The 13,087-nt window shown below is 34.3% G+C and carries 9 protein-coding genes; 7 read left to right on the forward strand and 2 right to left on the reverse strand.

Annotated features, from left to right (window positions below; genetic code table 11):
* The first annotated feature begins 118 nt into the window (after positions 1-118).
* The 7 genes from Q0951_RS04470 to Q0951_RS04500 all read left to right on the forward strand — a co-directional run bounded on the left by Q0951_RS04470 (position 119) and on the right by Q0951_RS04500 (position 10,151).
* The gene (locus tag Q0951_RS04470) at positions 119-340 is read left to right on the forward strand and encodes a DUF2795 domain-containing protein (protein ID WP_010177336.1); all 222 of its coding nucleotides are present in this window, start codon (positions 119-121) and stop codon (positions 338-340) included.
* A 170-nt stretch (positions 341-510) separates the two neighbouring features.
* Positions 511-3,861, forward strand: coding sequence for a preprotein translocase subunit SecA (gene secA, locus Q0951_RS04475; protein ID WP_299334774.1), 3,351 nt, complete (start codon positions 511-513; stop codon positions 3,859-3,861).
* A gap of 637 nt (positions 3,862-4,498) precedes the next feature.
* On the forward strand, positions 4,499-6,421 hold the full coding sequence (locus Q0951_RS04480; RefSeq protein WP_299334776.1) for an ATP-binding protein: 1,923 nt from the start codon (positions 4,499-4,501) through the stop codon (positions 6,419-6,421).
* 216 nt (positions 6,422-6,637) lie between these two features.
* Positions 6,638-7,900, forward strand: coding sequence for a hypothetical protein (locus Q0951_RS04485; protein ID WP_299334777.1), 1,263 nt, complete (start codon positions 6,638-6,640; stop codon positions 7,898-7,900).
* A 121-nt stretch (positions 7,901-8,021) separates the two neighbouring features.
* Positions 8,022-8,618, forward strand: coding sequence for a hypothetical protein (locus Q0951_RS04490; protein WP_299334778.1), 597 nt, complete (start codon positions 8,022-8,024; stop codon positions 8,616-8,618).
* A 159-nt stretch (positions 8,619-8,777) separates the two neighbouring features.
* On the forward strand, positions 8,778-9,608 hold the full coding sequence (locus tag Q0951_RS04495; protein WP_299334780.1) for a phospholipase D family protein: 831 nt from the start codon (positions 8,778-8,780) through the stop codon (positions 9,606-9,608).
* 33 nt (positions 9,609-9,641) lie between these two features.
* Positions 9,642-10,151, forward strand: coding sequence for a hypothetical protein (locus Q0951_RS04500; RefSeq protein ID WP_299334782.1), 510 nt, complete (start codon positions 9,642-9,644; stop codon positions 10,149-10,151).
* On the opposite strand, the gene Q0951_RS04505 is transcribed toward Q0951_RS04500, so the two are convergent.
* Together Q0951_RS04505 and Q0951_RS04510 are read right to left on the reverse strand one after the other, a co-directional pair.
* Positions 10,141-12,231, reverse strand: coding sequence for a T9SS type A sorting domain-containing protein (locus tag Q0951_RS04505; RefSeq protein WP_299334783.1), 2,091 nt, complete (start codon positions 12,229-12,231; stop codon positions 10,141-10,143). The genes Q0951_RS04500 and Q0951_RS04505 overlap by 11 nt on opposite strands.
* A gap of 69 nt (positions 12,232-12,300) precedes the next feature.
* Positions 12,301-12,993 (reverse strand): peptidoglycan DD-metalloendopeptidase family protein, encoded by a 693-nt coding sequence (locus Q0951_RS04510; RefSeq protein WP_299334786.1) that lies wholly within the window; start codon positions 12,991-12,993, stop codon positions 12,301-12,303.
* Between the last annotated feature and the right edge of the window lie 94 nt (positions 12,994-13,087).

The following is a 13,087-nucleotide window of genomic DNA, read 5'->3' on the forward strand; positions in this document are numbered from 1 at the left end:
CTATAGGCTTAAACGATTGAAAATGTAAGTTCTTTTAAATTATTATTTAATTAATTCGATTTTTTCTTGACTTTTTGAACTATAATTTTATTTTTGCAAAAAATAAACACACTAAGAAATGTATTGGACATTAGAATTAGCATCATATTTAAGTGATGCGCCTTGGCCAGCAACAAAAGACGAATTAATTGACTACGCTATTAGAACAGGAGCTCCTTTGGAAGTTGTTGAAAATCTACAAGCGATAGAAGACGAAGGCGACTCTTACGATTCCATTGAAGAAATCTGGTCAGATTATCCGACAGACGAAGACTATCTCTGGAATGAAGATGAGTATTAAAGTAATTGAACATAAAATTACTTTCTCAATATAAGAAACGTTAAAAAGTCTCATTTGGAGACTTTTTTTGTGCCTTTTTTTTCGTAAAAACATAACACAAATCATATCTTTGGAATTCCTTAATTTTAAAGATAAAACGTTGTTCGCAACGTTCTAAATAATATATACACATGAGTTTTTTAAATTCAGTACTTAAAGTATTTGTTGGAGACAAATCCAAACAAGATGTCAAGGCGCTTTCGCCTATTGTTGATCAGGTAAAATCTTTTGAAAGTGCCCTCGAGCAATTATCACATGACGAGTTAAGAGCAAAAACAGCCGAGTTCAAAGAAAAAATTGCAGCAGCACGTCAACCACTTCAAGATCAAATAGACCAACTCTTACTAGATGCCGAAGCTACAGAAGACATTGACAAAAGAGAGGATATCTATGTTGAAATCGATAAAATTGAAGACGAGATCTACGAGGTAACCGAAGTTGTCCTTAACGATATTATGGCTGAAGCCTTTGCTGTGGTTAAAGAAACAGCAAAGCGTTTTGTTAACAACACCAAAATTGTTGTTAAAGCTAATGAATTTGACCGCTTGGTATCTGGCGAAAATGATTATGTGACCTTACAAGGTGATGAAGCCGTTTGGTCTAATTCATGGGATGCTGCAGGTAAGCCTATTACTTGGGACATGGTGCACTATGATGTACAACTTATTGGTGGTGCTGCTATGCACCAAGGAAAAATTGCAGAGATGCAAACTGGTGAAGGTAAAACCTTAGTAGCAACACTTCCTGTATACTTAAATGCCTTATCTGGTAAAGGTGTGCATTTAGTAACCGTAAATGATTACTTAGCAAAACGTGATAGCGCGTGGATGGCTCCAATTTTTCAGTTTCACGGAATGAGTATTGATTGTATAGACTACCATCAACCTAACTCAGAAGCACGTCGTAAGGCCTATAGAGCAGATATCACCTACGGAACCAACAACGAATTTGGTTTTGACTACCTAAGAGATAATATGGCACATTCGCCAGATGACCTGGTTCAGCGTCCGCATCACTTCGCTATTGTGGATGAGGTGGATTCGGTATTGGTTGATGATGCGCGTACACCATTAATTATTTCCGGACCGATTCCGCAAGGAGATCGTCACGAATTTATCGAGCTGAAACCTAAAGTTGATGATATTGTTAGTACCCAACGAAAAGAATTGGTTGGTGTATTAGCTGAAGCCAAGAAGCTAATTGCAGAAGGCGATACCAAAGAAGGTGGTTTCTTATTATTAAGAGCCTATAGAGGTATTCCGAAGAATAAAGCCTTGATTAAATATTTAAGTGAAGAAGGGATCAAGCAGTTACTCCAAAAAACAGAGAACTTCTACATGCAGGATAACAACAGAGAAATGCCTAAAATTGATGCAGAACTCTACTACGTTATCGAAGAAAAAAACAACCAGGTAGAATTAACCGATAAAGGTGTTGAATTCCTTTCTGGTAAAGACAATCCAGATTTCTTTGTGATGCCAGAAATTGGTTTGGAGATTGCAAAAATCGAGGCTAAAGGACTTACAAAAGAGGAAGAGGCTGAAGAGAAAGAAGAACTATTTAGAGACTTCGGGATCAAATCGGAACGTATCCACACCCTTAACCAGTTGTTGAAAGCCTATGCTTTGTTTGAAAAAGACATTCAGTATGTAGTGATCGATAACAAGGTGATGATTGTTGACGAACAAACTGGTCGTATTATGGATGGTCGTCGTTATAGTGACGGACTCCACCAAGCGATTGAAGCCAAGGAAAATGTAAAGATCGAAGATGCCACGCAAACCTTTGCTACAGTAACCCTTCAGAATTATTTCAGAATGTACCGAAAGCTATCTGGTATGACAGGTACAGCAGTTACTGAAGCTGGAGAATTCTGGGAAATCTATAAATTAGATGTGGTTGAAATTCCAACCAACAGACCAATTGCACGTGACGATAAACAGGATTTAGTTTATAAAACGAAACGTGAAAAATACAACGCTGTTATTGACGAGGTAACGAAATTATCTCAAGCAGGACGACCAGTATTAATTGGTACAACCTCTGTAGAGATTTCGGAGTTACTCGGAAAAATGCTAAGCATTAGAAAAGTACCTCATAATGTACTGAACGCGAAACTCCATAAAAAAGAAGCCGATATTGTTGCTGAAGCTGGACAACCAGGACAAGTAACGATTGCAACTAACATGGCAGGTCGTGGTACTGATATTAAATTATCTGACGAAGTTAAAGACGCAGGTGGTTTAGCCATTGTAGGTACAGAACGTCACGATTCTCGACGTGTCGACAGACAGTTACGTGGTCGTGCAGGTCGTCAGGGTGATCCTGGAAGCTCGCAGTTCTACGTATCGTTAGAAGATAACTTAATGCGTCTCTTTGGTAGTGAACGAATTGCCAAGATGATGGATAAAATGGGATTAAAAGAAGGTGAAGTGATTCAGCATTCTATGATTTCAAAATCGATTGAGCGTGCTCAGAAAAAAGTAGAGGAAAATCAGTTTGGTGTTCGTAAGCGTCTCTTAGAATATGATGATGTGATGAATGCACAACGTGAAGTGGTATACAAACGTCGTCGTCATGCCTTACATGGTGAGCGACTTCGAGTGGACTTAGCAAATATGATCTACGATACTTCTGAAGGTATTGCTGAAACCAATAAAGCTGCTGAAGATTTCAAGAACTTCGAGTTTGAATTGATCAGATACTTCTCTATGAGTTCTCCAATTTCCGAAGCTGAATTTGGAAAGCTATCGGTTCAGGATATTGCAGGAAAAGTATATAAAGCGGCGTTTGAGCATTACAGAGAAAAGATGCGACGTAATGCGGAGTTGGCATTCCCTGTGATTGAGAATGTATATCTCAACCAACGTGATAAATACAAGCGTATTGTCGTACCATTTACAGATGGCGTCAAGAATTTACAGGTGGTTACCGATCTTGAAAAAGCGTATGAAAGTAAAGGAACACAGCTGATTAATGATTTTGAAAAGAACATTACTTTGGCCATTGTAGATGATGCTTGGAAAACGCATTTACGCAAAATGGACGAGTTAAAGCAGTCGGTACAATTAGCAGTTCACGAGCAAAAAGATCCGTTGTTGATTTACAAGTTTGAAGCTTTTGAGTTGTTCAAGGACATGATTGACCAGGTGAATAAAGATGTGATCTCGTTCTTATTTAAAGGCGAATTACCTACGGAAACACAAAACAATATTCAAGAAGCGAAAGCACGTAAGCAAGAAAAGTTACAGACGCAAAAAGACGAGATTCCAAATATGGATGAACGTGCTGCACAAAGCCGAGCAGCTGGAAACACGCAACGTCAACCAGAAGTTGTAGAAACCATCGTACGTGACAAACCAAAAATTGGACGTAACGATCGTGTAACGATCAAGCATGTGATGAGTGGTGAGAATAAAGTGGTGAAGTACAAACAAGCGGAACCATTAATCGCTAAAGGCGAATGGGTCTTAGTAGATTAAGTATACTGTCACACTGAGCGAAGTCGAAGTGCAACTCAAGCAAACTGTCACACTGAGCGCAATCACATGTCATGCTGAGCATAATTATATGTCATGCTGAGCGTAGTCGAAGCATGTCACACTGAGCATTACCGAGAATCAATATACTTGTTGATACGAAGGTACCAAGCGAAGCTTACCGAAGTGCTAAACATAAAAATCCCGAACACAAGGTGTTCGGGATTTTTTTATGGATTCGACATTAATTAATAGCTTCTCCCTGATGTGCCGAATTCAAATGTATAGTTACTGGATTTACCAGTATATAACAATTGGTTAGTTGATCGTCATTTCTGACTTTACTAAAACGTATATTACAAATATCTAGCACTAAGCGATAAAATATACAGGTATATTTACGGGGTTTGGAAAATAAGTAGAATTACGTATCGACATCTTCTCTTGAATTTGCAACTTTAATACAACCTATTGGAAATCAAAAATATACCTAGTAATAGGTATAGTTTGGTGTTGTTTTCTAGAATATATTTATGAATTAGAATAACGCTGAGACTTGGTTTATCCAGAAGATAGATTTGGATAAGTGCTATTGATGTTATTATATAGGGCGTTGTGAGCAAGCTGACCAAAAACACGAATGAAACTAAACAAACTTAAATTAAAGAACTTTAGAAGTTATTCTCAAGAAACTGAAATTGATATTTCTGACTTGAATGTTATCATAGGAAAGAATGATGTTGGTAAATCATCAATTTTAGAAGCATTAGACATTTTTTTCAATAGCAAACCTGATAAAAATGACTTGTGCATCGAAAATGATAACAGCCGAATTGAAATTACTTGTGTTTTTTCGGATTTGCCTGAACAGTTAATCTTAGATGACACAATTGCAACCAGCCTTTCTGAAGAATACCTTTTAAACTCAGATGATAAACTTGAAATTAAAAAATCATTTCCTGTTTCAGCTTCAGGAAGTGTTTCGGAAGAATCTGTTATAATTTGTGATTATCCCGACAACGAAAATTTATCCGATTTACTTTCCAAAAAAAGAACGACTTTACAACTACAATTTAAAGAGTTAGGAATAAACCCAGAAGGAGTAAATAAAACTAAAAGCAAAGAGTTAAGAAATGCCATTCGTAATCACTTTTACGAAGAAGGACAAATAACAACTCAACAAGCCGAAATAAAAATTGACGGAAGATTAGACAACGAAGATAATAGAAAGAAAATATGGACAAATCTTAAAAAGTATTTACCATTATTCTCTTTGTTTTTTGTTGACAAGCAGTTAAATGACCAAGATTCTGACATTCAAGACCCAATGAAAGAAATAATCAAAGAGGTCCTAAAACGTGATAACATAACACCGTTGTTAGAACAATTAAAAGAAGCCGTACAAGATGCTTCGACAGACCTTGCTGACGATACAATTACTAAATTAAATGATTTAGACCCAGAATTAGCTGAAACTTTGCGGTCTAATTTCCCTAAAGAACCAACTTGGAATTCAATATTCAAATTGACATTAGAAGATGAAAGAGGTGTTCCGCTAAACAAACGAGGAAGTGGAATGAGAAGACTTGTTTTATTAAGCTTTTTTAGAGCACAAGTTGAGAATAGAAGAACAGCAAATGCGCCAAATATTATTTATGCCCTTGAAGAACCGGAAACGTCACAACATCCAGACTTTCAATTAATGATAGTAAATGCTTTAAAAGAACTTTCGGAAACGGATAACGCTCAAGTATTCTTTACAACACACAACTCAAATTTAGCTAAAGAAATTCCAAAGGAATCTTTGAGATATGTTTATTCAGATAATGGACAAGTAAATGTTGAAAGTGGCTTAAATGATGATGGAACAGATAATGAAGAAATAATAGACAGAATTATTCAAACACTTGGTGCATTACCTGACCCAAAAAACAAAGTTAAAGTTCTAATTTTTGTTGAAGGGGAAAATGATGTAAATGCATTGATAGGTTTAAGCAAGCTTTTAAATGGCACAGACGAAAACATAATAAATTTAGAAAATAACGAGGCTGTTGCATTTATTCCAACAGGTGGTTCTCAACTGAAATTTTATATAGAGAAAAAGTACTTAGACGGTTTATTACAATCACAAGTTCATATTTATGATTCTGATATTCCAGCATATGTGCAAAGTGTTGCTGACTTAAACGCAGAAGGAGTGGATACCAAAATAGGATTTAATACCACAAAAATTGAATTAGAAAATTATCTTCATCACGAAGCAATAATTGAATGTTACCAAGATTTAAATATCAACATAAATTTGACTGAAATTTTAGATGATGAAGATGTACCAACAAAAGTGGCTATGGCAGTTCATCAAGAAACAAGTGATACAGATTGGAATGCTATAAATCCTGACCCTTTAAAAACTGCGGAAAAACAGAAGAAGAAAATATCAAATGCTAAACGACAATTAAATAATCTTTCGATAGAGAAAATGACAGTAGAAAGAATAATAGAACGTGGCGGATTTGATGAAGTTAAAAGTTGGTTGGACACTATTAAAGGATTTGTGGAATAAAAAGCCAGCTCACAACAACGTATATAAAAAATAGCGGTTTTAGTGCTTAAACGAAAGATTAATAATAAAATAAAGGTCAGTTATAAACCGAAAAGTTAATGCTTAAAAATCCGCTACTTTTCATATACAAGGGCGTTGTATAACAGTAAGAATACCTAATAATGGGTATTCCGAACAATAAAAATATATGTACTTTTAAAACTAAAACCAACCATTATGAAAATCAAATTTATTATCTCGTTTTTAACAATATTAATGACTAATATAATTAATGCTAAAGACATTAAATTTACATTTAATAATAAAACTGGTCAGGATATAATAAATCTGGAATATTGGTTAGGTTCTGTAACAGAGTCGAATAGTCCTAGTTTAGCATATAATTCAAAAGGACCAGTTACAAAAGATACGGAAAAAAGCATTTTGATTGACTTTCATAAAAGAAAGAGAAACACTGTATTAATAAAAGCATATTTAAAAGGAGGCGGTTTTATCAGACAAAAATATACAATAGGTAAAAGCGAAACAAATCCAACACTAGAAATAATCAACATTGCAGAAAAAATACCTACTGATGAATTTAAGAAGATAAAAACAAAATTTACAGAACTAAAACTAGATGGAGAAAATATTAAGGCTAGTGATGTCAATGGTATTAACGCTTTAATAGGTTCAGTTCGGATTTATGACAGCAATGATAAAGTCATATATAAAATTGACCCTAACGTTTTAAAAACAAAAATTACGACTACTTCCTTACCAGATTTAAAGCAAAAAATTGAAGGAATTTTTTCTAGTGAAACTGCTATTTCTGGAGAAGTCAATCTTCCATTTGCAAACTTATCTTCATCATTTTCAACTGGAGATGTAGCAAAATTTATCTGGGAAATTGAAGATGTTGGTCAATTCAATTGGTCGTCCACAAATGGAAAAAGCCTTGCTCAATTATTTTATGCACTGCCTCAAGAAACTAAAGATGTTCTTGTCCAGTTATATTCCGATAATCCAAATGCGAAAATGAAATTTATTGACCAAGCCTTTATGATTGGTCGTCTTGAAGTAACCACAAAAAGAACAAGAAAGATAACTTCAGATTCAGAATTAAATGCTTCAAATTTTGTGACTGGAAAAGGAAACTATTTATTTTTAGATGATATATCCGATGAATTTGTAGTGAAAAATGTAATTACTGAAATTAATGGATATGATGCATCTGCTTTATTAAAAACAATGTATTTGAGCGAAAAAGCAAAAGAACAAAACTCAATTACTTCCCTAAATAACGAACGAATTAAAACTGAATATAATTTTCTAACACAACTATATCCTGAATTATTAAAACCAACTTCGGAAGTTAATGTTATGAAAAAGGCAATTAGAGATTTAAATAAGAGTCAAGATAATCAGTTGTTATTTATAAACAAGGCTTTAGAAAAACAGAACATTAAGATTGAGAACGTAGTTGAACAGAATAACTAACAATTACGTTGCACAACAATGGCTATAAGTAATTTCTTGTTCTCGCCTACTTTGACATGCACTTGAAAAACTAAGCACTTATATCCGAGACCTTTATGACACATTAAAAGAATTTTATATAGTGGAATTTATTTATAAAATATTAAGACAATATCCCGAAATAGGCACTCTATTTATAGCTACAACATTCACAGCTTTAGGGTTTATTTTTAAGACCTTAATTGATACATTTTTAGAAAATAAAAAACATAGAAATGAAATTAGAAAATTATATTGGACAGAAAGAATAAGTGCTGCTAAAAAAGCATCAGAATATTACTTTGACCTTTTAGAGCTGATTGGTTTAATGATTCATAAAATAGATATAGTATTAAATCACAACGAACCAAGCTCTTTAGAGAATGTAATGCATGAAACAATAGAGAAAATTTCCCAAAGATCTGTTAACCCTTCAACTTTTGAACATCATCATATTCATATTTTCTATAACTTCGATTCTGAAGTTTTTGACAAGCTTAACACTGAATCGTTTGATTTAATAAAAAAACTAGAAACAACTCATATTTCGGAAACTGATTCTAATGAAACTATAGACAAAAAGTTAAATCAAATGAAGTCTATACTAGTTTCATTAAAAGCAAATCATGAAACAAAAAAAGATTTGTATAAAAAGTACTTAAATAAAATAAATGAAGATTTATCTGAATTTGTAAAATAACTTACCACAATAACGTGTATAGCTCATTGAGGCTGAATTCCCAATCGGAATTCATTGCAATTTACTATCTTTCGGTTACGACGGAAAATCATAGCTGATTTCCCGCAATAAGACATACACATAACCGCTAACAATAATTATCGATAAAACTTCAAAACCATGTCTGAATTTCTAACAGAAAATAATTTAAATGCTGCACTTAGCCATATATTTGAAAGCGCCAAATATGAATTATTAATCATATCTCCTTATATAAAACTTCACGACAGAATTAAATCTATTTTAAAAAGTAAATTAAACAATCCCGATTTATCGATTGTTTTACTTTTTGGAAAAAATGAAGATGATATTTCTAAAAGTTTAAATCAAGATGACTTTAATTTTTTTAAGCAATTCCCTAATATTCAAATTAGGTTTGAAAAAAGATTACATGCCAAACTTTATGCAAATGAGTATGAATACTTAATAACTTCAATGAATCTTTACGATTATTCTCAAAACATAAATATTGAATCAGGAATAATTGGAGATGTCACAGAAAAAAGAATAGGTAAACAAACTTTAGATTATTTCAATAGAGTAATCGAACAATCTGAATTAATATTTGAAAAAGTACCAGTATTTGAAACTAAAATGTTCGGTTTATCCTCTAAATATCTGGACTCAGAAATTGAAATTGATAATAGCGATGCGTTTTACAGCAACAAAAGCTATAAAAAAGTATTCAAAAAAAATCAGGTCAAGATTACATACGACAACAAAAACAGAAATAATATTGGATACTGCATCAGAACAGGCATAGAAATCCCATTTAACATAAAAAAACCATTGTGTGACAATGCCTTTAAATCATGGAAAAGATATGAAAATCAAGACTATGCAGAAAAATACTGTCACTTTTCTGGTGAATTATCTAATGGAAACACTAGTGTAGGTAAACCTATATTAAAAGAGAATTGGAACACTGCAAAGAAAACACATGGCTTTTAAAAAATTTAAATAACAACCCAAAACCCAAAACCCATGCTACACCTCCTCTGGTCCATACTAAACGGCATTATCGCGCTCTACTTTCTATATGTGATTGTAGGCTTTATACGTCAAGGCAAATCCTTTTTTAAAAGGCGGTTTAAAGTCATGTCTATTGTTGTAGTATGTATTGGTATGGTTCAAATTATTTCGGCAGTAACGTCAGAAGCTCCTAACAACAAGATTATTCTGGCAAACGATTATAACACAACCAATCCTTCAAAAGTGATCAAACTCACACTTGAAGAGCATCTCACGTTTGATATCAATATGCTGGTTAAGTATTCTGTTGATCAAAACGAACTCATTCCCATAGAAAGCAATAGCTATGTAACCGGATTGGTGAGTGGCTACACTTGGGAATACAATTCTATTGAAACCCATAATTTCAAACCTAACGACAGCTCAGAATTTACAGTTCAAGGCACTCTAAACTGGAATTTGTTTGGGATTACCGTGTACAGCCAACCTAAAACATTTACTGGTACTATATCTAATCCTTAATCACCTTTTTAGTCAATTCTCCTTGTTCAGAAGTGAGTTGTATCACATACACACCTTTTGCTAAATGCGCAATAGAAATCGTACGTTCTAGCTGGTTGCCAACAAAGTTGATGCGTTGTAATAATCGTCCGTTGACATCATAAATATCGGCAGTATCAATAACGGTTTCAGAACTGATATGAAGCTCATCGTTGGCTGGATTAGGAAACACCTGTACAGTTGTGTTTGCTTCAAATTCATTGACTGATAGATTTGCTTCAACAGTCGTTTCAAAATCATTAGTAATGATTGGAAAATTAAAATCAAAATAAATTTCAGCATCGTTGCTAAAGGTATCACCAACAGTTAAGGTATCTACTGTTTTTATTTTAAATACCACATAGCCATCATTATTAGCATCATCAAAAGGCAGGTCGATATTTTCAAAAATAAATTCCACCTCATTGGTATTCTGGATTCTCGTAATATAATTATGACTGGCATCTAATGGAATAAGCGTACTGATATCAAATGTACTAAGATCTATTTCATCTTTAATCACCACATTAATGGCATTGGCTGTTCCTGTATTTTCAAAACGAATCATGTAACGCACATATTCACCCACCATAGCTTCTCTAATGCTATTGCCTTCCAAACATCGCTTGTCATTTGGGTCAAATGAATTCACAACAGTTTGTTTGATAGAGGTGATATTATCTTCTTCATAAATATCACCAGAAATTGGATTGATTACCGACTGAAACCCAATTTGATCTCCGTCATTTACAGGATTGTCAGGATCTGTTGGTGTATTGAAATTCATGGTGATGAATAATTCTCTAGTCTCATAAGGTTGCAGATTAGCATAGTTCCATTCGAGTGAACCAAACGATTGCATATCTGGACTCGGATTAGACGATACAAAATCAACTACAAAATCATCAAAATTAAATTCCACAGTTCCCGAAATGGTATTGCTGCCTTTGTTTTTATAGACCATCTTATAATCTGCATCAAAACCAGGTCGTGCTTCCGTAAGCGGAACAATGTAAATCTCTAAATCCATAAATGGTCCATTTGGTGTGATACAAAAATCCTGAATGTTCGGACTCATGCTTGCAGGGAAATCAGCAGCTATACTTTCTGGCGAAATCGTAAAATAAGAGGCATTCTCAATATCGGGAGAAATGGTAAAAGTTCCTGCTTGTAGTGGTACGATATAACCACCTGAATCATTGGTAATGATACTACCTTCGGAATTGCCATCGCTGATATTTAGTTTTAGATTAGGATAGATCAGATCATTAGTATCACAGCCATCCTGATTTGTATCTATTTTGACATCACCTTGAACAATAAAAAACTCACCGCCTGGCTCAAACGTACAGTACGAATTGATCACGCAATTCGTGTAACCATAAAAATCAATTCTATTCTGAATACTAGCGATTTCCGTGGCATCTACACAGATGAATTGAAGGTTCGGACAGTTATCAATAAAAAAGCTTCCACCATTGAGATCGTCGCCATTCTTCATAAAAATGGCATTAATATTACTATCCTGAATAACCAACTGACCTACATTTGGATTCTGACTAATATCTAATTGTGTGATTTGGTTATCGCTAATGTAAAATTCCTCAAGCAGTGGATTCTGACTCAGATCAATATCTGAAATTTGATTACTATTACACTTGATATAAATAATCTCAGGATTATTAGTAACATCTAAAGCAACCAACTGATTAAACTCGCAATTAATAATTCTAAGTGCTGTATTTAATGATAAATCAACATTTGTAATATTATTTTGCGGACACCATAAACGCTCCAGAGCTGTAAAAGCACTGATGCCTTCTAAAGAGCTTATAGACTGATTAATAAGATATAAATGGACAATATTGGCAGCTTCACTTTCTTGAATTTCTCCGTCGTTATTGGTATCAGCATCTATATCACCTACTCCATCATTATTCAGGTCGACACAGTTTGTATTTACTAGTGCGTTTTTAAAATTAGCATCAGGAATTGTTACAATTTGAGCTTGTAAGACATTACAAGAGAATAACAAGGCAAGAATAAAGTAGAAGTATTTCATAAAAATAGTTTAAGAAAGTAGAAAGGCAATATAGGAAATTTCTTAATACTCTTTAGAGCAATTTCAGTCTTAATTCAATGCAATGAGCACATTTGGATCTGGACAATTCTCTTGATAAAACGCTAAATCGGCTTTAGCACACACACCAGGATAGTCACCAACATAACCTTGTAGGTCTTTAATCATCTGAAAATGCAAATGCGGCGCATAATCGCCATTGACAGATGCATCACCAAGTGTGGCTAGTTGTTCGCCTTGCTGGAATGTTTGTCCGACACGTAGATTTTCGATAGAAGCCAAACTGAGATGTCCATACAAGGTATAGAACTCGATGTTATTGATGTGATGTTTTAGAAGGATTGTTGGTCCGTAATCCCCAAAATTAGTATTGTTGTTGAAGCTATGCACCTCAGCATCTAGAGGTGTGTAAATGGGTGTGTTGGCTGCAATCCATAGGTCGAGTCCGAGATGAATATTGCGTTCGGTGTCAGGATTAGCATCATTAAAATACGCACTGCGACGATAGATACCTCGAGTTTCGAGATAACCACCATAAGCCACTACTCCATTATGGGTTTTGATATGGTTGTTGATATAGGTTTCTAAAGCGTCTGGCGAGGACACATCAACGGTTTGGAGTTCCTCATTAGATACAGAGAGATCCAAAGGTATATAGTCTATTTTAGGAATGGATGGATTAATAACATAAAGCGACTGAGTTCCGAGTTCGGCTAAGACTTTAGAAAAGGGCTGTGAGGTCATGCAGGCAATTTTTAGCAAAAATATGAAATCTATAGATTACTATGCACTGCGACTTTGCTTAGTCAGGTTTGGGACACTTCGACTACGCTCAGTG

The organism is uncultured Psychroserpens sp. (assembly GCF_947501425.1).
In the GTDB taxonomy this organism is placed as follows: Bacteria; Bacteroidota; Bacteroidia; order Flavobacteriales; family Flavobacteriaceae; genus Psychroserpens.

Coding starts and splice junctions, on each gene's coding strand:
- Q0951_RS04470 (WP_010177336.1), top strand. CDS start 119: ATGTATTGGACATTAGAATTAGCATCATATTTAAGTGATGCGCCTTGG.
- secA (WP_299334774.1), top strand. CDS start 511: ATGAGTTTTTTAAATTCAGTACTTAAAGTATTTGTTGGAGACAAATCC.
- Q0951_RS04480 (WP_299334776.1), top strand. CDS start 4,499: ATGAAACTAAACAAACTTAAATTAAAGAACTTTAGAAGTTATTCTCAA.
- Q0951_RS04485 (WP_299334777.1), top strand. CDS start 6,638: ATGAAAATCAAATTTATTATCTCGTTTTTAACAATATTAATGACTAAT.
- Q0951_RS04495 (WP_299334780.1), top strand. CDS start 8,778: ATGTCTGAATTTCTAACAGAAAATAATTTAAATGCTGCACTTAGCCAT.
- Q0951_RS04500 (WP_299334782.1), top strand. CDS start 9,642: ATGCTACACCTCCTCTGGTCCATACTAAACGGCATTATCGCGCTCTAC.
- Q0951_RS04505 (WP_299334783.1), bottom strand. CDS start 12,231: ATGAAATACTTCTACTTTATTCTTGCCTTGTTATTCTCTTGTAATGTC.
- Q0951_RS04510 (WP_299334786.1), bottom strand. CDS start 12,993: ATGACCTCACAGCCCTTTTCTAAAGTCTTAGCCGAACTCGGAACTCAG.